19 protein-coding genes and 8 tRNA genes are annotated in these 23,370 nt (G+C 37.2%); 7 read left to right on the top strand and 20 right to left on the bottom strand.

The genetic code is table 11. The features are described from left to right. Positions 1-3: 3 nt before the first annotated feature. The 4 genes from pgaB to AC5YDM_RS03195 all read right to left on the bottom strand — a co-directional run bounded on the left by pgaB (position 4) and on the right by AC5YDM_RS03195 (position 4,593). On the bottom strand, positions 4-1,941 hold the full coding sequence (gene pgaB, locus AC5YDM_RS03210) for a poly-beta-1,6-N-acetyl-D-glucosamine N-deacetylase PgaB (protein ID WP_496150910.1): 1,938 nt from the start codon (positions 1,939-1,941) through the stop codon (positions 4-6). A gap of 556 nt (positions 1,942-2,497) precedes the next feature. After that, a complete protein-coding gene (locus AC5YDM_RS03205; RefSeq protein WP_496150690.1) occupies positions 2,498-2,836 on the bottom strand; it encodes an FKBP-type peptidyl-prolyl cis-trans isomerase in 339 nt (112 codons plus the stop codon). Between the two features lie 164 nt (positions 2,837-3,000). After that, positions 3,001-3,531 (bottom strand): YaeQ family protein, encoded by a 531-nt coding sequence (locus AC5YDM_RS03200; RefSeq protein WP_496150689.1) that lies wholly within the window; start codon positions 3,529-3,531, stop codon positions 3,001-3,003. Positions 3,532-3,585: 54 nt separating this feature from the next. After that, positions 3,586-4,593 carry a CobW family GTP-binding protein gene (locus AC5YDM_RS03195; protein WP_496150688.1) on the bottom strand — a complete coding sequence of 336 codons (1,008 nt, stop codon included), beginning with the start codon at positions 4,591-4,593 and terminating at the stop codon, positions 3,586-3,588. A 618-nt stretch (positions 4,594-5,211) separates the two neighbouring features. Between AC5YDM_RS03195 and AC5YDM_RS03190 the strand changes: the two genes are divergently transcribed. Both AC5YDM_RS03190 and AC5YDM_RS03185 read left to right on the top strand, forming a co-directional pair. Then, positions 5,212-5,448 carry a hypothetical protein gene (locus tag AC5YDM_RS03190; RefSeq protein ID WP_496150687.1) on the top strand — a complete coding sequence of 79 codons (237 nt, stop codon included), beginning with the start codon at positions 5,212-5,214 and terminating at the stop codon, positions 5,446-5,448. Between the two features lie 479 nt (positions 5,449-5,927). Next, a complete protein-coding gene (locus AC5YDM_RS03185; protein ID WP_496150686.1) occupies positions 5,928-6,272 on the top strand; it encodes a hypothetical protein in 345 nt (114 codons plus the stop codon). A gap of 197 nt (positions 6,273-6,469) precedes the next feature. Here AC5YDM_RS03185 and AC5YDM_RS03180 read toward each other — a convergent pair whose 3' ends face one another. From AC5YDM_RS03180 to AC5YDM_RS03160, 5 genes are all read right to left on the bottom strand, one after another. Beyond that, entirely contained in the window at positions 6,470-6,985 is a 516-nt protein-coding gene (locus AC5YDM_RS03180; RefSeq protein WP_496150685.1) for an acyl-CoA thioesterase, read from the bottom strand. Positions 6,986-7,206: 221 nt separating this feature from the next. Next, the gene (locus AC5YDM_RS03175) at positions 7,207-7,389 is read right to left on the bottom strand and encodes a hypothetical protein (RefSeq protein WP_496150684.1); all 183 of its coding nucleotides are present in this window, start codon (positions 7,387-7,389) and stop codon (positions 7,207-7,209) included. A 213-nt stretch (positions 7,390-7,602) separates the two neighbouring features. Further along, a complete protein-coding gene (locus tag AC5YDM_RS03170; protein WP_496150683.1) occupies positions 7,603-8,580 on the bottom strand; it encodes a patatin-like phospholipase family protein in 978 nt (325 codons plus the stop codon). A gap of 238 nt (positions 8,581-8,818) precedes the next feature. Further along, entirely contained in the window at positions 8,819-10,060 is a 1,242-nt protein-coding gene (gene gltS, locus AC5YDM_RS03165) for a sodium/glutamate symporter (protein ID WP_496150909.1), read from the bottom strand. A 539-nt stretch (positions 10,061-10,599) separates the two neighbouring features. Then, positions 10,600-11,847, bottom strand: coding sequence for a DcaP family trimeric outer membrane transporter (locus tag AC5YDM_RS03160; protein ID WP_496150908.1), 1,248 nt, complete (start codon positions 11,845-11,847; stop codon positions 10,600-10,602). Positions 11,848-12,220: 373 nt separating this feature from the next. On the opposite strand from AC5YDM_RS03160, the gene AC5YDM_RS03155 reads away from it, so the two are divergent. Then, positions 12,221-12,925, top strand: coding sequence for a nitroreductase (locus AC5YDM_RS03155; RefSeq protein WP_496150682.1), 705 nt, complete (start codon positions 12,221-12,223; stop codon positions 12,923-12,925). 234 nt (positions 12,926-13,159) lie between these two features. Here the strand turns inward: AC5YDM_RS03155 and AC5YDM_RS03150 are convergent, their stop codons facing one another. Next, on the bottom strand, positions 13,160-14,371 hold the full coding sequence (locus AC5YDM_RS03150; RefSeq protein ID WP_496150681.1) for a multidrug effflux MFS transporter: 1,212 nt from the start codon (positions 14,369-14,371) through the stop codon (positions 13,160-13,162). A gap of 163 nt (positions 14,372-14,534) precedes the next feature. On the opposite strand from AC5YDM_RS03150, the gene yccS reads away from it, so the two are divergent. From yccS to AC5YDM_RS03130, 4 genes are all read left to right on the top strand, one after another. Continuing rightward, on the top strand, positions 14,535-16,694 hold the full coding sequence (gene yccS, locus AC5YDM_RS03145; protein WP_496150907.1) for a YccS family putative transporter: 2,160 nt from the start codon (positions 14,535-14,537) through the stop codon (positions 16,692-16,694). A 100-nt stretch (positions 16,695-16,794) separates the two neighbouring features. Further along, positions 16,795-17,355 carry a YcxB family protein gene (locus tag AC5YDM_RS03140; RefSeq protein WP_496150680.1) on the top strand — a complete coding sequence of 187 codons (561 nt, stop codon included), beginning with the start codon at positions 16,795-16,797 and terminating at the stop codon, positions 17,353-17,355. Positions 17,356-17,538: 183 nt separating this feature from the next. After that, on the top strand, positions 17,539-20,106 hold the full coding sequence (locus AC5YDM_RS03135; protein WP_496150679.1) for a PepSY domain-containing protein: 2,568 nt from the start codon (positions 17,539-17,541) through the stop codon (positions 20,104-20,106). A 167-nt stretch (positions 20,107-20,273) separates the two neighbouring features. Further along, positions 20,274-21,053 carry a YdcF family protein gene (locus tag AC5YDM_RS03130; protein WP_496150678.1) on the top strand — a complete coding sequence of 260 codons (780 nt, stop codon included), beginning with the start codon at positions 20,274-20,276 and terminating at the stop codon, positions 21,051-21,053. Between the two features lie 71 nt (positions 21,054-21,124). On the opposite strand, the gene AC5YDM_RS03125 is transcribed toward AC5YDM_RS03130, so the two are convergent. The 10 genes from AC5YDM_RS03125 to elsL form a co-directional block, all read right to left on the bottom strand. Further along, positions 21,125-21,592 carry a DUF2750 domain-containing protein gene (locus AC5YDM_RS03125; RefSeq protein WP_496150677.1) on the bottom strand — a complete coding sequence of 156 codons (468 nt, stop codon included), beginning with the start codon at positions 21,590-21,592 and terminating at the stop codon, positions 21,125-21,127. A gap of 110 nt (positions 21,593-21,702) precedes the next feature. Continuing rightward, positions 21,703-21,778: transfer RNA gene (locus AC5YDM_RS03120), tRNA-Val, on the bottom strand. Positions 21,779-21,865: 87 nt separating this feature from the next. Next, positions 21,866-21,942 (bottom strand) — tRNA-Asp (locus AC5YDM_RS03115). A gap of 51 nt (positions 21,943-21,993) precedes the next feature. After that, positions 21,994-22,069 (bottom strand) — tRNA-Val (locus AC5YDM_RS03110). Positions 22,070-22,100: 31 nt separating this feature from the next. Then, positions 22,101-22,177: transfer RNA gene (locus tag AC5YDM_RS03105), tRNA-Asp, on the bottom strand. 12 nt (positions 22,178-22,189) lie between these two features. Continuing rightward, positions 22,190-22,265: transfer RNA gene (locus tag AC5YDM_RS03100), tRNA-Val, on the bottom strand. A gap of 21 nt (positions 22,266-22,286) precedes the next feature. Continuing rightward, positions 22,287-22,363, bottom strand: a tRNA-Asp gene (locus AC5YDM_RS03095). A gap of 51 nt (positions 22,364-22,414) precedes the next feature. Beyond that, positions 22,415-22,491 (bottom strand) — tRNA-Asp (locus AC5YDM_RS03090). Between the two features lie 25 nt (positions 22,492-22,516). Further along, positions 22,517-22,592, bottom strand: a tRNA-Val gene (locus AC5YDM_RS03085). Positions 22,593-22,820: 228 nt separating this feature from the next. Beyond that, positions 22,821-23,321 carry a cell wall-recycling L,D-carboxypeptidase ElsL gene (elsL, locus tag AC5YDM_RS03080; RefSeq protein ID WP_496150676.1) on the bottom strand — a complete coding sequence of 167 codons (501 nt, stop codon included), beginning with the start codon at positions 23,319-23,321 and terminating at the stop codon, positions 22,821-22,823. Positions 23,322-23,370: the final 49 nt, after the last annotated feature.

The raw sequence follows: 23,370 nt of genomic DNA, 5'->3' as shown, positions 1-23,370 counted from the left end.
GCCTTAGGGAATCAAACCAGAAGGTTTGGTGTCAAATACAGCTTTCAGTATTTGTGGATTAGGATGATGATCAAATGGATTGTCTGGGTAATACCCAACATGCAATGCACCTTGTTGATAGAGTGACTTAAAGCTCTCCGCCATTTCTTCAGAAGAAACTTTATTGTTGTTTCTCCAATCCACCGCCTGAATTTCAAATACGGTTTTTTTCAATCCATTTGAATATTTTGACACACGGTTGACTAAGTCTTTAAAGAATTGATCTTTATCCTCAACCTGTTCCATATAAGGCATTGCCATAATCGCAGTAAAATCATAATGATCAAGCGAACGTTCTAAAGACTGTGCATACCAATTTTCAGCATAAGCAGACAATGCGACTTGAGCATACATATTTCGTGCCGTCATTAAGAAAGGCTGGTAATAACGAATTTCTTGTGCCAATTCCATCGAAAAATCATCAATGGTTTGCGTTTTTAAAGCTGTCCACTTTTGCAGTTTCTTCTCATCTGCACGGATACTGGATAACTCTACAGGTAAACCTGCTTTTTTATAGGCTTTAAGTGCATCAGGACTAGCATCTTCATAATCTGACATGGTCGCATCATCATGGAAAATCACCCCATTAAATGAAGAAGACTTCGCCAAGTCTTGATAAATGCCTTTAATAATTTTTTGAGCAGGTTTTGAATATGGACTCAAACGGTGATAGCCCATATTTAAGTGTTTACCTTTCGCCACTTGTTGGGTTTTCACAATATTTTTGGAAACTGGATTGGTTTTGGGCAGTTCCCATGCATAAACAGGCATCCATGCATAGACACGACTCACTTGAGTACGTGTTTGAATCTGCCAACTTACGCGGTTAAATAAATCTTCACGCATTGGTATATAGCGGTTTGGGAAATACACCAAATCAGCAGAACCATTGCCATCTGGGTCAGAGAAAGCCTGTAAATACACCGTATTCACATTCATTTCTTCAATACGATCTAACAACATACCCAAATTACGTTCTTGCTGTTTTGGATCAGGATCGTAAATATAATCCAAATCCACATGCATCACTTTTTGAGGACGATGATTGTCCGTCCACTGTTGTTGGCGTGCATGAATTTCTTTTTCTAAATCAGCTGGCGTTGTATCGTTTTGAATCAAAATTCGATTCAATTGCCCTTTAAGCTGATGCTGATGTCCACCTAAATCATCCAAGGTTAAACTTAAAGGCATACCCGCTTGTTGTGCCAATTGCACAGTTTTTTGATTATATCGACCATATGGCCAAACCATTGCACGTGGTGCTTTCAGTCCATGCTGTTTGAATAGTTGATTATTTTTGACTAAATCACGTTGAATACGTTGCGCATAATCACGGTCTGATTCATAAGTACGCGTTGCGCGATCATAGAGTCTTGTTGTTGCTGCAGGCTGAGTATTGCCCTGTGGATTACCTAAAATCCCATGATGCAAATCATAGCTATGGCTGCCAATTTCAACCAAACCACTTTTCTGCATCTGTTGTAGTTGCGTCCAACTCAACATTTGATTCCGAGAAACCGACTCATCACCAAACTTCACCTTTTGCTGAGTCGTTGGTTCTAACCACGCGCCCACTATCGATAAAAGCGCTGGAATTTGACGCTGATCTAAAATAGGAAAAACAGTCTCGTAAAAAGAAGCATAACCATCATCAAAAGTGAGTAATACAGATTTTGGAGCAAGTTTTTTAAGTCCAGATTTGGCTTCTAAGACTTGATCTACACTCACAAATTGATAGCCATTTTTAGTGAGCCAATCTAAATGTGATTTGAACTGGGTTGCTGTAACAGCATAATTTGGGATCAGGCTATTTTTATTTTGAGTCACTTCATGATAAGACAAAACGGTCAGTTGTCTTAATTGATCACTCTGACGGTCGGATGGATTCTTTTCTTTCGCCATTACAGATGGCGTAGCGAAAGCACCCAAACACGATATTGCAATCATGGCTGTCAGAGAAAAAATACGAGATGTCATAACATTAACCCTATTGCCATTTACACAGATTGCAAAAGCTGAATTGACCGTTCAATTGTATACAATGATAATGGAATTATCTGAATAAAAATGAATAAAATCAAAAGCTAAAATGGCTTTGATAAAACAGAAAGGAGTAAGAGATAAATTCAAATAAAACTATGACCGAATTAAGTTGGGCATTTAAACACTATTCAAGTGTTTTTTCTGTGAATAAATGTAGCTTTATTGAATCTAAACCCTTCATTAATCGAACATTTTCTTTATTATTTTACAGTTTACAGTCTGAATGCTAGTCAGATCACAAAGTTTCTAAAATTCTAGAACACTTACTCAACACAAGCTCGCCTCACCCCCCTTTCCTCTCATTCTTCATATTGATGAATAAGTGCTTTGAGAATTAAACCAATATTAAAAAAGCCCTCAAAATTGAGAGCTTTTCTAAATAGATCAGTCTTTAAAATGAAAGATCAATCAAATATTAATCACGTGTTTTCACGTCATATAATTCAATTTCAAAAATCAAATTAGAATTCGCAGGAATGATGTTACCCATTTTGCGTTCACCATAAGCCAAATGAGAAGGAACGATTAATTTACGTTTTCCTCCCACTTTCATACCGATAATGCCTTGATCCCAGCCTTTAATCACACGGCCCGTACCAATCACTGTTTCAAAGTAGTTACCACGATCAAGTGAAGAGTCGAATTTAGTGCCATCTTCTAACCAACCTGTGTAATGCGTTGTAATCAAAGCACCTTTTACCGCTTCTTTGCCTTCACCTAAAACCAAGTCAATAATTTCTAATTCAGCAGTCATGTTCAAATCCTAATATCACATTTTTCAATACGTGCATTATAAACGTTTTGGCTTGTATCAATGTTGAAATTGCAGAAATACAATCTGATCTTATAAAAATTATATTTTAAATTAAAAAAAGGATGCCAATTTCAGCATCCTTTTTTGATTGAGCGTATTCAGTTTTATTGCAACTGAGTCCACTCAATTTCAGCTTGTGCATTATCACCAATCAATGTCCATTCACCATCCATGACATTGAGTTGTAGCTGCATAGTCCGCTGACATAAGTCTTGGATTTGAGACGTGGATTTTTCACTCAACTGCCAAACTTGAACATTTTTCAAGGTCTTGAGTTTGCTATTCCGTTTGTACCATTCATCTACGCTTGAACCATAAGTTACGACTGCCACTTCTTTACAACGTGCACTGGCTTTTTTAACTTTATCTTCATCTGGGCTACCAACTTCAATCCACTTTTCCAATTGACCTGTCAGGTCTTTTTGCCAAAGTGCCGGCTCATCAGTTTCAAACAAATCTTTGGTAAACTCTAAACGCTCGTCAGCGAAACGTGCATAAGCCAATAGGCGTACCATTAAGCGTTCAATCGTTTCAGAAGGATGTAATGCCATCGTCAGTTGATAATCACCATATTGGTGAACATCCATATTGGCAATATTCAAATCTGCCTTATAAATTGTAGCTTTAAGCGCCATACCAGAGTCCTCAAATTTGGCGCTAAGCATATAAGATTTTGCCTTAAATTACTTTTATTTTTCAGCAGAATCAATTCGACAAGCTAAAATGGCTGTTTCCAGCTCAAACCAATCTCGTTCATGTTGAACAATGATTTCAATACGATTATCAATATTTTCCTCACCAGACTTATAGTTCAATTGTTCTGGATTAAAATTAAAAGTCATCCATCCCTGATTGGTATTAAAAATCCCTTTGAGTCTAATCCAGTCTGTTTGATCACACAGCACATCTAAAAGATCATAAAAATCAAATTGCCAACGCTTTGAGAACTTCCAACCCGCCACCGTGTAACCCTGTGCACTTTCAACATAGTGATAAGGAAGCTGTTTAATCTCCGCTAACACCCCGTCTTTAGGTGCATTACGTTGAATTTGAATCAATGGCTGAATTTGGCGCTGAACCCCATTAAATTTAAGATCAATATTGTGCATGTCCAAATTACCCATATCTGCTTTTAGCCACTTTTGGACATAAGCCAGATACTCACTTTGTAATTCTGAAAGTGCTTTTTCATCTTCATCGTTCATCTGGGCAACATGAGAAACCACGACAATCTGTGCTGCTTTTAATTGATCTTGATAAAGATGCTGCTTTTTCCACTCAGTATCATGTAAACGAGATCCATCTACCACCGTAACCAAAGCTCGCATATCAATCAAACTTTGCCAATGTGGTTCAGTTAATTGTTCTAAAAGCTGAGCAGGATGCCCCAAACCTGTTGGTTCTATAAATAATCGATCAGGTTTTGATTCTTGAATCAGGCGTGATAGTGCAATTTGCATTGGTAATTGACTGGTACAACATAAACAACCACCAAGTAACTCTTTTACTTGATACCCTTCAGACTGAGGCAATAACTGCTGATCCACTCCAATTTGACCAAACTCATTCATTAAAACTGCCCAAGTTTCACCTTCAGGCTTCTGTGCAAGCAATCGTTGCAAAAGCGTGGTTTTACCAGCCCCTAAAAAGCCAGAAATGATATGCGTTTTAACTTGAGTTTGATGAATCAGTTTCAAAATAATCTCGACGAATCGTTTTGTGATGAATAAAGGAAGTTTAAAAATAAATGGGAATTAAACTCTTCCATCATTGTTTATCGTTGTCTGATGAAATACAAGCCATGCGCTAAAAATATCAAGCCAGCACAGCTTAAATTTTTTAATTCATTGATATAAAGATATTAAATAATAAAATCTACCTCATAGAGACACTCAGATATATTTTTAATATCTAGAAAATGAATTAATTTATATGTATCTATTCATAACCCCAATCAAAAAATTACGTTAAAATTCTTAAATGTGTTCATTATAAGTAAAAATAATGTACAAATAATAATCAATAATTCATATTTTCATACATTTTAAACAGATCGTTAGTGCCCTTTTAAACAAAAGAAAAACAAAATTGGTGGCTTTGTAAGGCTGTTGTAACTCGCTCTGTTACGCTTTGTTGATTTGATTGCCCAGATTGGATTATGGGCTTAGCATGATTTTCGTTACTTCGATTGTATTGGCTGATTGCTACAGCGAATACATTCATATTTTTTTCAACACCTCAGCTTGAACCAATCTATGCCAGTTTAGGCACTGATGAGTTCATCGCATTATGATTAAATGAATAAGGATGCCACCATGAAATTAGTTAAAACATTACTTGCAACTACATTAGCTTTCACTGCATTTTCTACTTTTGCAGCAACAGTAAAAGATGATGCTAAAGATAAAGAAAGCACTGTAATCGCTTCTTCTCAAGAAAATCCAGTGAACTCTGAAGCACCTGCTGCTAGCCCATCTTCTGCTCAGCCTTCTACTGATATTGCTGTTGAAGAATCTACAGTTACACCATCTACAGCTCAACCTGCTCAATAAGCTAGAGTTGATTATTTGTTCAACATGTAAATCAACTACAATTAAAAATCATAGGTAATATTGAGCTTTTTTTCAGGCTGATCTTTTAAGTTTAATCTTTAAAAATATGCCTTCATTAAGCCTATTCAAGGATGAATATAAAAGATGAGATCTATTCAGATCTTATCTAACAAAGAGGTAGAGTCTCCATCGCTCTACCTCTTTTCTTTTTTCATTTTAAAACCTTTATTTATAAGTAATACTCAAAATTGTGACAGCTACTCAACCCATAATTTCTATTAATAGCCTACTTTGAATATGATTCTTAATAATTAAGTATCCTCAATTTTAGCGAATATTTCAGCTTTGAAACATTGAATAGTCTGTTTGTAATGTTTTAGAAACTTAGCTCGACTTTCTAATGAGAATAAAATATAAAGCGAACTGCATCACACTTTTTTATCTTTAATTTATTCTTTCATGTTGTAGAGAAAATAATAATGAAACTTAGAAATTTAGCCCTAGGTGCTATACTTGCTATTGCACTTGTGGCTTGTGCAAAACCCCTACCTGCTGAAAAAATTGCCTATGCTGGCACGTGGACAAGCGCTGATAGCCGAGTGAATATCACCATCACCCCTGAAGGGCGAGTTGAATATAGTAATGAACAGCCGGGTAAAAGCTCTTCAGTTTCTGCACCGATTAAATCATTTGATGGGGATAACTTTGACGCAGGCATTGGACCACTGAGCACTGAATTTAAAGTGACTCAACCTCCTAAGCAAGATGCACAAGGTAATTGGTTCATGATTATTGATGGTCATACCTTGGCTAAAGTTCAATAAAACAGTAGTCATCGAATACAATCAATAAAGTTCAAAATATTGCCTGCTACGAATAAAGCTTAAGTAATTTAAATCCTTTAAATTTTAAATATAAAGGTTTAAAACTTTTCAAAATTAAAGTGAATTCAGCTTTAACATCGAACAATAAAAAAAGATCTCTTACGAGATCTTTTTTTATTGTGAATTTCTAATCAACTTTAAACTGATTTTTTATAAATGCTGCATGACGGATGGTGATTTTCACTCAAACGTGCAATTTTACGATGTTCTGCTGCTTCAAAACGGCAACGCTTCCAATCATTATCTAAATTTAAACCTGGAATCTGTTTCGGTTTGCCTTGTTCATCCACTGCAACCATCGTGAAATAGCAGCTATTGGTATGTCGAACGGTACGCTTTTGAATATTCTGTGCTTCAACTCGAATACCAATTTCCATAGATGTACGACCGACATGGTTCACGCTCGCAAGAAATGTCACTAACTCACCGACATGAATAGGTTCTTTAAAATTCACCTTATCTACCGACAAAGTCACCACATAAGAACCTGAATAACGGCTTGCACATGCATATGCCACTTGATCAAGCAGCTTTAAAATGGTTCCACCATGCACGTTTCCAGAAAAGTTGGCCATATCTGGAGTCATCAAAACAGACATTGTTAATTCGGATTGATCATCTGTTAGAGGCATCGTTTGATCGAGTGAAGACATATATTTTGAACCAATAAATGACGTGAAAAGATATATTTATATTATATCTTTATTTTGCACAAACTTTGTTTAATTCAACGTTTAAAATTGTTGAAAATCGTTGATTTGTAAAATTAATCTTTTTCAAAATATCGATCATTAAAAAAACAGCACTGAAAATTAAATAATCTGCATGATTAAATCAATATTCAAAAAATCATATCTTCCCGAGTTTGTTTAATTCACGCTTCACTTTCAACAAGTCGCATCATTTCAGCAGAAATATTATTAAAATGAAGGGCTTCTTGAAGCGAACAATCATATTGAATTTGATAGGTTTGATCAGGATTAATTTCAACAATAACAAAAACCATATCTGGCTTATTCGATAACTGAACCTTTTGCCCAACTAAAAATAAAGACATGAATTTCCTCAATTAATTATATTTTATCTTAAATTACCAAACATAAATTATTATTTTGGATCATGTTTATTATATTAAAATTGACCAATAAGTAAATTTAAAACGATGATTTATTAAGATATTATACTTATTGAGTTATACCCTATAAGCATAACTCTTATTTTGAGATCATCTTGTTTTAGAAAACAAATAAAATAAACAATACTTTGTAAATTATTCGGCTTGTACTGAATATTGTTGCGCTTTTTCTGCTTTTTTTGAGTTCACTAAAACCTCGATACGATTTAACTTTTGCTGCGTAGCCACTGCTCCAGCCTGCATGGTCATTTCACGCCCTTTAACATCAAAAATATGAATCTTTTCACGCAAATCAGGCTGAATCACAATATCTGCATTTTTAAGTTCTTCCGCAGCCAAACGATTCTGCATAATGTTAATATTTTGGTTAAACATTCCCCAAACATTACTTGTTTCAGTATGAATCGGCTGAGCTAATATATCTACAGCAATAATAATATCTGCACCCAAATCTCGCGCCACATTAACAGGCACAGGACTGACCAATCCACCATCAACATAATCGCGACCTGATATATTCACTGGAACAAACATACTCGGGATTGAAATAGAAGCACGTACAGCCTGTCCAGTACTTCCTTTATTGAAAATTACTTTATTACCATGTTTCAGTTCTGTCGCAACGACATACATGGGAATTTTCATATCTTCCAACCGCTTTTGATCCACTTGTTCATTCACGTAATTTTCGACTTTCGATCCATCAAAGAATCCTTGAAGTCCGATATTAAACTCTCGTACATCATTCACTTGCATATTTAAAGCAATGTCTTTGAGCTGTTGCGCTGTTTTACCACTGGCATAGATTGAACCTGCAATACTGCCTGCACTTGTACCAACGATAAAATCTGGATGAATTCCATTTTTCTCCAAAACCTCAATTACACCAATATGAGCATAACCACGCGCACCACCACTTCCCAAAACTAAAGCAATGATTGGTTTTTTATTTTTTTTGTTTTTAAAAACGTTGTAGTCCAACTCAGATCTTGCTTCTGTGCTTACATTTTTCTGAAGTAGTTGAGTCGATACTTGACTGGGTTTTACATTGTTTTGCTGGCATGCAACTAAAGCAAAACTTGTGAAAAATGCCATTATTTTTAAAAACTTCATACACGCACGAATATAAGCAATAGAAAATCTAACCTATCAAAGCATAACATTAGCATAAATTCTGTATGAATTATTTATAACAATTCGACATTGATGTCTTAAATATGGAGATTTGAGTCTCATTTTATGCTTTCTTGTTTTAGTCTCAAAGACAGCGTTAAATCATTAAAATTTAATCCTTAAGATCAAAAAAGCCCTATCGAAATAGGGCTCATTAAAATCAAAAAAATCAATCAAATTAGCTAAAGAATTTAAGGATCATTTGAATCACTGTAGCATTAATAATATCTACGAAAAATGCTCCACATAGAGGAACAATCAAGAATGCCTTATGCGATGGACCATACATATTGGTGATGGCTTGCATATTTGCAACAGCAGTAGGAGTAGCTCCCATACCAAAACCACAATGACCGGCAGCAAGCACTGAAGCATCGTAATTTCTACCCATTACGCGGAAAGTAACAAATGCAGCATAAAGCGCCATAGTTAAAGTCTGTGCACCTAAGATTACAACTAATGGACCAGCAAGATCAGCTAATTGCCATAGCTTTAAAGATAATAATGCCATCGCTAAATATAAAGATAATGAGGCATTACCAAATACATCAATAGCACGATCGAAAATCGTAACCTTAAGAACGCTCTCAAGAATGTTACGTAAAATCACACCACCAGCCAATGCCCATACAAAAGTTGGTAATTCAAACCAAGTCCCTTTACTAAAACCTGTCATGAACTCAGCAAATGCTAAACATGCTGCAAATAAACCTAAAGTCGTAATCGCATTATCAGCTGTAATAAGACGGACTTGATTGCGATTTTCAAAGGCTACAAATTCGGTTTGCTCATTTAAAGACGTCGAAGGATCATTATTTAAATCAGTTTGTCCAACAGTTCCTGGGGTGGCGATTTTGTATTTATTGATTAAAAGTTTAGCTAATGGACCACCAATAATACCACCGATGATTAAGCCGAATGTCGCACTCGCCATACCTAATGCTAGCGCACCTTGAATGCCGTGCTCAACTTCAAGAATTTCACCCCAAGCACCCGCTGTACCATGACCACCAGTTAACGTAATTGAACCTGCAATTAAACCAATTAAAGGGTCAATTCCAAGTAAAGTCGCTAAACTGATACCAACAGCATTTTGCACAATGATAAAAGATGCAACACAAACTAAGAAAATGACTAATCCCATACCCCCTTCTTTAAGCTTTGCGAAGTTAGCGCTAAGACCAATCGAAGCAAAGAAGATCAACATGAAACTTGTTTGTAATACTGAACTAGTGGTGATGCTATATCCCCACAGATTATGCACAATTAAAGAAGCAACAGCTGCGACCAAACCACCAGCAACAGGCTCAGGAATATTATATTTTTTTAGAAAATTGATATTATTTACTAGGAAACGACCAAGTAATAAGACGATTACCGCTGCAATGAGCGTGTAAAAAGCGTTAAAAGTTATTTCCATCATTAATACTCATCAAATACAACGTGAAATTTTTAATGTCATGCTTATTTTTTTAATTAGCAAGATGATTCAAACGATATCCAATTTCCAAAAGATTTAACTTGAGAATACCTAAAAGTCAAACCTATTCCATGATCAAAACGATTATAGATACCATCGTTGACCTTATCTTAATTGCGGATATAACTTAGATTCAATTATGTTAATAAAAAACATACAGACATTAAAACAAACAAGTTTAAACATAAAATCGCAAGCCTGCCTAATAATGATCCAAATTGGATACATTGATTCCTCTGAACATCCCTTAACCTTAAACTTTAGAATCAAAGTTTTGAAATACGAGAGGCGAGCATTTCGAATACTAGGCGGTGATTATGCACTTTTTTTTATAAATGTCTTTACTTTCGTTTATTGATTAGCCATATTTTTTATCGACTTTAGTCTTATACCTACTCTTTTAAATAATAAAAACTCATATCTAAATAATAAAAAACCGAGGCATAAACCTCGGTCTTAATTTCTATGTATTTAATCAATTAGAAGTTGTATTTAGCCATTAGACCCACACGATTGTCTTTAAATGATTGTCCTGCAAATGTTTCACGCTTACCATTGATATATTCAACACCCAAATCAATTGGTTTAACAGGTGTATAAATCAAGTTTGCCCAAGCTTGTTGAACTTTCTCATTTGCTGATGTATTTAATGAAGCGTACTCTGTGCCATCATCTGCAAATACAGCGCCATAGGCTAAAGTTGTGCGTAATTTTGGTGAAATTTTATAAGTTCCACCCACTTGTACACCAATTGCTTCGTTTTGCTCAATATCATTCGTTCCATCAAGTGTATATGCAGAGTTCGAACCATATAAGTAGTTACTGTTACCTTTGATATAAGTTACATCTGCAGAAACTTTAAGCGGGTCTGAAACTTGGTAATTTGCACCAACCGCCACACCAAAACCAATTGCATCGTCTGTAGAATCAGCTTTGTAATGTTCAACTAACGCACGAGCTGAAGCCTGACCTTTTCCTTCAGCAAAACCTTGGGTCACTTTTGCTGTTAAATTTGGCAAACTGTATTTTAAGTTCGCACCAGAAGAGTTACCTTCTTCAGCAGATACAAATAGTTGAGTTTGAGGGGCAAGTTTGTGTGAATAACGAACTTGAGGAATACGAGTTGTACCACCACCTACGTTAGTACCAAAATCAATCATTTCAGGTGCATGGTTTGATAAGAAGTTAGACGTAGTTTGACCAAATAACCAATTGTTCAACGTTAAATAAGCATGACGAATACGAAATGCTCCATTAGCATCACTTGTACTACCAGCAAAGTCAGCCTCAACTTTACCCCCCACATCAGCGCCTTCAATATTGGTTTTAAAGTCTAAACCAATACGTGTCGTTTTTGCCGTTGCACGTAATTTATCTGATGCTTCACCTGTACTTGTATGTACTGAGTTAAAGTCATTATCAGCACCTTCAATGATATAGTTAGCATCCCCACGAGCAAAACCATAAACAGTGACTTCTGCACCTGCTTTTGTTTTCGCTTTAGCCGCTGTTACTGCAGGTTGAGAAGCAACTTCCGCTAATCTCACTTGTTGGCTTTGTTGAACTTGTTGCTGTTGATTCACTAATGCTTTTAACGCTTCAATTTCTTGGCGTAATTGTTGGATTTCTTCTTTTTCTGTCGCTGCATGTACAGAACCCATCATTACAGTTGTTACTGCAATTGCTAAACCTTGTTTAAAAAAAGTGCGACTCATTTGGATCTCCAAAAATGTTTTAATGTGCATCCGTGCATTTGATTATTCTTGATCACAAACAACAATTAAAATGTTTATCCCAGGTAATAAATAATCTATCAAACCAACGCACTACTCTGCATTAAACCGATAAGTAATAAAAGTAAAAATTATAAGTAACATAATGTGTATCAACACATGACTTAATCTAACAAGTTCTTCACAATTTTCAAATCAATTTTGTCAAATCAGGTCATAAACTCAAGCATATTTTATGATTATCATTTCAAATAACTTGATATATCTGTATGTTTAATCAAGTTTTATGCGCAAAATTTAGCCGTATTAGACCATAGTCTATACCTCAAATTATTGAACAATAACAAACTTATAAGGAAGTTTTAAAATGAGTAACGAGCAAGTCCAATACGTTGATGATGCTATCAAAAAGCGTCAATCCATCCGCGCTTTCCTCAATAAAGCTGTGTCGAACAAAACTTTAAAAGATATTTTAGAGGTTGCTTCAAGAGCGCCATCTGGTACCAATACCCAACCTTGGAAAGTCTATGTGGTAACTAGCACGAAGCGAGCTGAACTCATTCAAAAAGTATGTGCTGCACAAATTGCGCTATATCAAGATCCTCAACTGGCAACTCAGCATACAGAAACTTTTGCATATTATCCTGAAACATGGATTTCACCTTATATTGATCGACGTCGTGAAAATGGTTGGGGACTTTATGGTCTACTCAACATTCAAAAAGGTGAAAAAGAAAAAATGGCGGCACAGCATCTACGTAATTACCAGCTTTTTGATGCTCCCGTGGGTATCTTCTTCACTGTAGATAAAGCGATGGGAATTGGTTCAAAAATGGATATTTCCATGATGATTCAAAATGTGATGATTGCAGCTAAAGCGCGTGGATTGGATAATTGCCCTCAAGCGGCTTGGAATCATTTCCATGGCATTGTACTCAATGTTCTAGGTGCACCTGATAATGAAGAATTGGTGTGTGGTATGGCTCTAGGTTATGCAGACCCAGATCATATTGTGAATACCTTTGTCACACCACGTGAATCCGTTGAAAGTTTCACTGTTTTTTTAGATTAGTTTCTTCGAGTAATAAGATTGATCTTTCAAAAATGAATTAGCTCGTGAATTCGTCCTCAATCTTCTTAGGATGAATTCAGTTCAATAAAAGACTTGATCATGTTTTCGAGTAAATGATGTCAATTTAAGCTTTATAAATATGTAATAGTTATTCAATGATCATTAAAAACCATTGCTTTATCTAATCAAAATCTTAAATCACAACATGAACTTTAGAAACTGAATATGTTGATGCTAAACACTTTGTATCTTCGCTATTTTGCATAGTTTCAAAATCGCAATCAGTCCACCACACGTGAAAATCAACATCAGCAATCCCATATTCATCAATGGTGTCGCAGTGAGAAAATTTAAAATGACACCTCCCAATAAACCCAGTGAAAACTGTACACTTCCCATGATTGCACTTGCTGTACCTGCACGTGCTCCCTGTTTAGACATTGCTAATGCCATCGAATTTGGTCCTGTAAAACCAATTCCTGCCACTGTCATAAATAAACCTATCATGACAATCAATAATGATGGATCTGCAAGCCAACTCACTATAAATAGCATTGAAGATCCAATCACTTGTATTGACCCACCGATCTGCAAGCGACGGTAAATACTTAATGTATTGGCTAAACGCTTATTCAAAGAAGATAAAACGATAATCCCCAAAGCATTAAAACCAAACAAATAAGCAAACAACTGTCGATCAATCTTAAACTGATCCATAAATACAGCGGGTGCTGAACTGATATAGCAAAACAAAGCGCCCCCAGTTAGACAACCGGCCCACATAGGAAGCCTAAACGTTTTATCTTGAAAAATAGCACTATAAAGCAAGATGACTTGTTTAAAGTTCAACTTCAAACGACGCTCAATCGGCAAGGTTTCATCAAAAAAGAAGTGTACGCAGATTAAGCAAAATAGACCGATCAAAGACAGTGCAATAAAGACAGCTTGCCATGTGAAAAAGTATAAAATCCACGCACCTAATAAGGGTGCTAAAATAGGCGCTAATCCCATCACAATCATCATATTTGCAAATGCTTGAGCAGATGCTTGTAAATCCAATTTATCTCGAATTGCAGCGCGTGCCATGACTACACCTACACAACCGCCCAAAGCCTGTAAAACGCGAGCAGCAATCAAAGACCAATCATCAGGTGCTAATACGCAAAGCAAGCTTGCAAATGCGTACAGCGCCATACCAAAGTAAAGTGGCTTTTTACGACCAATACGATCACTTAAAGGGCCGTAAAACAACTGCCCTACAGCAAGACCAAAGAAATAAGCTGGCAAAGTATTCGATATTTGTTGTGTCGTCACATCAAAATAATCCGCCATTTCAGGCAAGGCAGGCAAATACATATCAATGGACAATGGTCCCAACGATGTAAAAAGCGCCAATAGCACAATCCAGTGCATCGAATATTGTTTTTGTTGCTTATTTTCTGTCATTTTGGATTTTCATTTTTTTAGACAATGCTGTGATGAGTGTATACTGATCTAAAGAATTTTAACGTCTGTTATAAGTGAATATTCACAAATTATTCATACTATAATGTGATTAATAAATTGAATGCACTGATAAAAAAAGGACTGGGGTTTGAATACTTGGTTGATGCAGCTGAAAAAAGCAACCTATAACACTTCCATGATGTATAACCTGCGAATGATTATTGCATTTTCAGGGACAGCTTTTATTCCCTATTTAATGGGTCAGCAGTTAATGACCATCCCTTTGACCCTAGGTGTTGTTGCAGCGGGTTTAAGTGATATTGATGACCGCTTCTCGGTCAGAATCATGAACTTGATTTATACCTATATTGGTTTTTTTATTAGTGCTTCAGCTGTTCAACTGTTATTTCCCTACCCGATTGTTTTTGCCATTGGCTTAATTGGCGCATGTATCGGTCTCATTCTGCTTGGCTCATTAGGTCGTCGCTATTCAACCATTTCCTATGGTTGTTTGGTCATCTCTGTTTACACCATGCTCGGTGTCGATTTATTTGATGATTGGTATATGCAACCTTTGCTACTGGTGATCGGCGCAATTTGGTATGGCATCATCGCAACGATTAGCTTTTTGATTTTTCCTGCACGAGAAGTGCAAGACCAACTTGCCAAGAGCTATTCGTCTTTAGGTGACTTCTTATTTGCAAAATCAAATCTATTTGATGTTGATATGACCGCAGAGAGCTATCAAAAAAGTATGATTAGTTTGTCGCTCGAAAATGGTAAGTTGATTGAAATCTTTAACGGCATGCGTACCACCTTATTAACGCGTCTTAAAGGTGACCGTGGACAAAGTGATACCCGCCGAAGTCTGCAATACTATTTTGTTGCACAAGACATTCATGAACGTGCCGATTCAGCGCATATTGATTATCAAATTTTGGCGAAAATCTTTGAGCACAGCGACATTCTCTTTCGATTTCAACGCATTCTCAGCTTACAAGCAAAATCCTGTAAAGACCTGAGTGATAGTATTGCCAATCGAAGCATCTATGTACACAACAGTCGCTTTGAACACTCCTTTAGCAACTTAAAATTCTCAATTGAAAAACTCAAACAAGATCAGCAATACGACTTGATTTGGATCAATGCACTGTATTCTCTGTTTCAAAATTTAAAAGCGATTGATGCACAACTTCGAAATGTAGAAACCGTTCGTAGCATTAAACTTGATAAAAACAAGCACATTGAAAACCAATTGAAAGATGATGATCTCAAAGGTTGGGAAGATATCGTTGCACGTATCCGTCAAAATTTAACCCCTGAATCAGTATTGTTCCGTCATGCGATTCGTTTATCGACAGTACTACTGGTCGGTTATATCTTTGTTCAGATTACGGATATTGAATATGGCTATTGGGTTTTACTGACCGCTCTTTTTGTCAGTCAGCCCAACTTTAACGCGACCAAACGTCGTTTGAGATTACGTATCTTAGGTACTATGGCAGGTATTGTTCTAGGTTTCGTCATTCTCTATTTTGTTCCTTCCATCGAAGGTCAACTGTTGCTACTCGTGCTCAGTGGCGTGTTATTTTTTGATTTGCGCAGTAAACAATATGCTCAAGCCACGGCTTTTATCACGATTCTGGCACTCATCAACTTTAACCTTGATGGTCTGGGCTTTGAAGCGGCCTTACCACGTATGATTGATACCATTATCGGCTGTGGTCTAGCATGGTTAGGTGTGACCTATATTTTCCCAGATTGGAAATTTCGTCGTCTACCCCACACCATTTCACGCTCCATTGAAGCCCAATGCCAATACCTATCTGAAATTGTCAAACAATATCAACATGGGCGTAACAACAGCTTAAATTATAGAATTGTTCGTCGTGCAGCGCATAACCGTGATGCAGATGTCGCATCACTGGTTTCAACTCTAGCCACAGAACCTGATTTTGATCCGACACAAAAAACCATGGCATTTGAGTTCTTGTGTTTAAGTCATACATTTTTAAGTTATATCGCGGCTTTAGGAGCACACCGTGATCAAATTCACGATCAAGACACATTAAAATTATTAGATCAGGCTTTGGATGATATTCAAGGTGCCCTACTGCACGATCAACGCCCAGAACTGAGCATTATCAATATGCAGCAACTGATTCGTAAACGTATGAATCAGACTGAAGAACTGGCATCAAAAGAGTTGATTGTGTTGCAGCAACTTCAATTGATTTTCAGCATTTTGCAGCAACTTAGTGGCTTAAAACAAAATTTAAGTCATGAACGCGATGATCAATCGACTGAATTGGCATCTATATAATCGGATTCTTTTTGCATTGGAAATTAGTACAATATACTCACTGATTGTATTAATTTAATGCTAAACTCCGTTTAGATTTACACTTTTTGTTAATGACACTATGACTGCGAAAAACGTTTACGCCTACACCCTACAACCTGTTCCTTATGAAGTTTCTGAAGCTGAACAACGCAATGCTCAACTCGCTATTTGGCGCAGTACCAATAAAATTGGAACCAAAGCTTGGGCGATCATGGCAGCAGTTGTGGTGCTTTCAATTCTTGGTTTGGTTTTAATTAAACATTATTCAAACGTAATTTGCTGGGTTGCACTTGCCTGTGTTGCTATCTACTTTTTAGTTCGTAAATTCGGACTGGAGTGGTATGTAAAACGTAAAATGAATGAGTTCCCAGTTGAACAAATTAAAGGGATCAAATTAGGTGTACAACCACACGGTATCGTGATGCGCCAAAAAATGGGCTTACAAGAAGGCGTTGGTACAGTGGGTTGGAGTGACATTTATGAATGGTATAACACTCCTGATTTTATCTTGGTGAACTTCAAGTTAAAAGGTCAGCAAGGTGCTTATATTTTACCTAAGCGCATGAATAGCAAAAACTTCTCTTTTGAAACTGTACGCAAACATTTGAATCAAACTGTTGGTGCACCTAAATCTTTATAATGCTATCGATCTAAAGATTTCATAGATTCCAATATTAAACCTCCTTTCATAGGAGGTTTTTTTATTATAAAAGATCTTTACTGAATGATAATGAGAATAAATATTATTCAAAATTCCACATTTTGCACATAGTCTTCATATATAATTCTCAAATCCTCCACATTTCATCCTAACTATAAGCTCATGCTAAAAAAAAGCTTTTTTCAGATCCATTGGTTTCTAGGTATCACAGCAGGTCTCATCCTCTCCTTAATGGGTGTGACAGGTGCGATTTATTCATACGAACAACAAATTCTAAAATGGATCAATCAGGACAGCTATACCGTTCAAGTTCATGATTCAGCAAAACTTTCCCCTGCTGAAATTTATCAGCACTTTCATACGCATAGTCCTGACCTAAAGATTAATAGCATCACTGTTGCATCCGCTGCGGATGAATCCTCTGTCATTAATCTGGTGAAAGAAGGTCAACGTCGTGGTCTTAACATGATGATTAACCCCTACACTGCTGAGATGCTTCCTGAAATTAAGGGTCGTGAATTTTTCGCTTTTATTCAGCAATTACACCGCAACTTAACCGTTGGTCCTGTAGGCAAACAAATCACAGGTGCTTGTGCGCTGATGCTGATTTTCTTTGTTCTGAGTGGTCTATATCTGCGTTGGCCCAAACGCCATACGTGGAAACAATGGTTCGCAGTAAAACCTCAACTTAAAGGTCGTAACTTTATTTGGGATTTACATGCGGTTGTAGGTACATGGGTGATTATTTTCTATCTCATTTTTGCCATGACTGGGCTGTATTGGTCATATGGTTGGTGGCGAGATGGAATGTTTAAAGTCATGGGGGTTGAACGTCCACAAGCGACTCAACAAGCTCAACCTCAACGTGAACGAGCAACTGGTGATCGTGGAGAACGTGAATCTCGTCCGAAATCAATGGATGCAATCCAAACCCACCGTGCTTTAAATCAAGCATGGATCTCCTTCCCAACTCAATTGAAATATGAGTATTCAACACTCACGCTAACTTTACCTAAAAAAGATGATGGAAAACTTGAGCTAAGCTTTGTTGATAAAGACATTCAGCATGAACGTGCTCGCAACAAAGCAACCTACGATTATCAGAACAATCAATTTAAAGACGTTGAGCTTTATGAAGATAAAAAGCTAAATGAAAAAATCATGAGCAGCATGTTGCCTGTGCATCGTGGTAGTTTCTTTGGCCCTATTTATCAATTTGTCGCAATGCTTGCATCTTTAGCTATGCCTTTATTCTTTGTGACAGGCTGGATGCTCTACCTTAAGCGTCGTAAACAGAAAAAACTGACTTTAGCTGCAAAACAGTCAGGTGCTGCATTAACCATTGACCCAAATGCTACACCATGGCTCATTGCTTATGCATCACAAACAGGTGTGTCTGAACAGTTGGCATGGCGTACAGCAACCAGTTTGCAAGAAGCACATCAACCTGTAACGGTAAAATCAGTTCAACAGTTGACCGAAGCAGACTTAAAAGATGCAAAACAGATTTTGTTTGTAGCAAGTACCTATGGCACCGGGGAAGCACCTGATTTAGCCTCATCTTTTGAAAAGAAATGGCTCAACACGAGCTTAGATTTAAGTCATCTAAGCTACGCTGTACTTGCGCTGGGTTCTAAAGACTATCCAGACAGCTACTGTAGTTTTGGTCACAAAATTGCCGATTGGTTAAAGCAAAACAACGCAAAAGCATTGTTTAGCACTATTGAAGTCAATAATGCCGATAATGATGATATTCAACGTTGGAATGAGTCACTTGCTCATGCCTCTAAACTTGATTTAGCGGCGATGTCGATTGATAAAGTATTTGATGAATGGAAACTCAATCAACGTACTTTACTTAACCCCAACAGCCAAGGTCAGCCTGCTTTTAACATTGAGTTAACAGCTCAACATGAGGCAACATGGCAAGCAGGTGATATTGCAGAAGTTCGACCTGGCAACAGCACTGAACGACTTGAAAGCTTTATTGAAAAGTATCAAGTCAATCCAAATGCCTTGGTCGAATCATTACAAATTAAGATCAATGATGCACTTCGCTTTAAAAACCTAGATGTTGATGTTGAGCCTTTTGCGAATCTAGATCATTTATTGGAACAACTTGATGATTTACCTACACGTGAATACTCAATTGCCAGTATTCCAGAGCAACAAGTTCTCCGTTTAGTTGTCCGTCAACAGCTTGATGATCAAGGTCAACTGGGTTTAGGTTCAGGTTGGCTGACTCAGCACACAACCCTACGTGATAAAATTCAACTTCGTATTCGTACCAATGAATCATTCCACCTGATTGCGGATAATCGCCCAATCATCTGTATTGGTAATGGTACAGGTATCGCAGGTTTAATGAGCTTAATCTCAGCACGTATTCGCCAAGACTACACGGATAACTGGTTGATCTTTGGAGAGCGAGAGCAAGCGCATGACTTTTTCTATAAAGATACAATTCAAGCCTGGATCAATACAGCCATGCTAAAACGTATCGACCTTGCCTTCTCACGTGATCAAGCTGAAAAAGTTTATGTTCATCATAAACTACGTGAACACGCCGAAGAACTTAAGACTTGGATTGAAAAAGATGCCGTGATCTATGTCTGTGGTAGCATCGAAGGCATGGCAACTGATGTTGATTTAGCATTAACCGATATTCTCGGAGAAGCATGTATAGATGAACTACGAGAAGCTGGTCGATATCGTCGTGATGTTTATTAATACTTAGATCAGTCTTTGAATCTGCATACATTAAAGCCGAGCATTCATGCTCGGCTTTCTTCATTGTGTGAGATATATTTGGAATGCCATTAAAGATAGACAAGGCTTTGGGAATAACTCGATTTTAAGTATGATGCCTGTAATTCATACTGTCATACGACTCAATCATGCAAATTTTCTTTAGAATAATACTTGCAGTTCTTGGTTTGATATTACTGATCGATGGTTTGTATCTTTTAGCTCAAGGTAAAATTCATCTCGGGATTATTCTTCCCATCTTGATTGGCCTGATCTTTTGCATTCACGCCATTTTTTGGCAATCCATTCAAAAGATATTACAAGGTTCTAAACGCTTAAAAAGGATATGGCAAAGTTGTTGGGTTATTTTTAGCATTTGGCTTTTTTCATTGATCTTATTTTTCTCCTACATTCAGATGAATAAAAATAATGAAGCACAAATTCAGCCTGTTAAAGCCATCATTGTATTAGGTAGTGGCTTAATTCAGGGTAAACCCTCACCTACACTACAAGCACGTTTAGATCGTGCTGCGGAAATCCATCAACATACGCCGAATGCGATCATGATTGTGACAGGAGGATTAGGTTTAGCTCAAAAACAGACTGAAGCTCAAGTGATGTCACAGTATCTGCAACAAGATTATCAAATAAATTCCAATAACATCATACTTGAAGATCAAAGTACCAGTACCGAACTCAATCTTAAAAATAGTCAACCGATACTGATTAATCATCAAATTAACTTAAATGATCCAATTGCAATCACTACCAGTGATTTCCACACACCTCGTGCTCAAGCCATTGCACGTAAACAAGGTTATCAAAACATTTATAGCTATAGCGCAAATACACCGCTGGAAACACGCTATAACGCATGGTTAAGAGAATACTTTGCTTATATCAGTGGTTGGATTTTAGGAGAATATTAAGAGGTATTTTTAAATTTTTCTGAAATTGAGCTTTTAACATCGAATGGCTAAACCATTCGATGTTAAATTATTTATTTTGCATGTAAACGAATTTTACGCGGCAATGGTAATGGCTGGTCTTCAAAGCGTTTAGGTTCTTTAATATACAGCTCATAAAGATAAGCTTTTAAATCAACTAAAAACTGACGTCCTGATACCAACACATTTTGCCCTTCAGGCATTAAATTGATCGAAAGATGCGTATTCTGCTGACGAATATAAGGCACCATATTTTCTACAAATTGATTCAATGGCACTTCTTCAATAGCATAATCAGCCCATTTATCACGAATCAGCAATTGAGCAAGATTTTTATTTTGCCAAACGGCTAAAGTTTGTTGACCTGATGGTGTAGAACATAATGCCCAACCGTCATTATATAAACCATAAACTTTAGCTTGAGACACGATGGATTCAATGAATTGAGTATATTGTTCTTTAGGCGGAAGAATCGTATTTGAAATGGAAGTATTCGATTTTCGTTGGTATGGATTTCTCATAATTGTTTTTATATAAAATAGTTATCCCAACATTTTATACAAAAAACGTGAAATAGGAATACTTTTTAGATAAATATGAGATTTATATAGAATTTCTAGATTAAGAAATATGGTGGGCGCTGACGGGATCGAACCGCCGACATTCTGCTTGTAAGGCAGACGCTCTACCAACTGAGCTAAGCGCCCTGAAGAATAAAAATAGAGAAACTATTTTTATGATGCAAGAAAGAAATCTTGCTGGATGATACCAATTTTCATTTCAGGGAATGAAAATGGCGCAGCGGACGGGACTCGAACCCGCGACCCTCGGCGTGACAGGCCGATATTCTAACCAACTGAACTACCGCTGCACGGCAAACTTATAAATAAGTTTTATATCCGAAGATTTACATCTAAAGATATGGTGGGCGCTGACGGGATCGAACCGCCGACATTCTGCTTGTAAGGCAGACGCTCTACCAACTGAGCTAAGCGCCCTTAAAGGGTACAACTATTTTCGACTTTAGGATGGCGCAGCGGACGGGACTCGAACCCGCGACCCTCGGCGTGACAGGCCGATATTCTAACCAACTGAACTACCGCTGCATCACAAAAATCTGGTGGGCGCTGACGGGATCGAACCGCCGACATTCTGCTTGTAAGGCAGACGCTCTACCAACTGAGCTAAGCGCCCTTAAAAGGTCTATTACGTAAATGGCGCAGCGGACGGGACTCGAACCCGCGACCCTCGGCGTGACAGGCCGATATTCTAACCAACTGAACTACCGCTGCACTTACATAATATTGCTATTAAAGTACAAACAACGTGTTATCTGAATTAAGTGGCGCAGCGGACGGGACTCGAACCCGCGACCCTCGGCGTGACAGGCCGATATTCTAACCAACTGAACTACCGCTGCACTTAAAACATTTAACGTAAAGGCTTGGTGGGCGCTGACGGGATCGAACCGCCGACATTCTGCTTGTAAGGCAGACGCTCTACCAACTGAGCTAAGCGCCCTTTACGACTTCATCGTTTGTGTGGTGCATTATAGAGAATCCTCACAGCCTGTCAAACGCTTTTGCACAGGTTTCTGTGTTTTTCAGTTTGAGTGATTAAAAAATAGATCATTTCACTCAAAAAAGCTGTTTTTTGGTTATTATTGATCTATTTATGAGCTTATTTTTTAAAATATTTTTTCAGTTTTAAAATGAAATTTCAGATCAATCAATATAGAGCGCTTAATGTTTAAGCATTGATTTTACTTTCTGATAAAAAAACCAATGCACCCTCATCGATTAAATCAAAAACTTCTTTGACTTCTTTGCTATTCATGCGAATACAACCATGTGATTTGGGTATCCCCATCGGTTCTGAATCAGGTGTCCCATGAATATAAATATAACGATGATAAGTATCACATCCATTACCAAGGTTAAAACCTTCTTCTAGTCCCCTCAACCAAAGAATACGCGACAAAATCCAATCACGTTCAGGGTTTGACACTCCCAATTCTTCATTATAGATCTCCCCTGTCCACTGTCTTGCCTTGAAAACGGCATTGATCGGCAGTTCATGTCCATATTTATTTTCAATACGATGCCAGCCTCGCGGGGTTTTACCTGAATTTTCTTGCTCACCAATGCCATTTAAGCCACTTGAAATGACATAGAACTTATTTTTCTTAGGCAATGACAATGTTTGCGACTCTAAATCAATCACAATATCGGCTTGGTCCAATGTATACATATAAAATCTACTCTTTAAAGCCAGTTTCGAAGTTCATTCTTATTGATCA

Source organism: Acinetobacter sp. CY81 (genome assembly GCF_059515925.1).
This window is presented reverse-complemented; position numbering and strand designations above follow the sequence as displayed.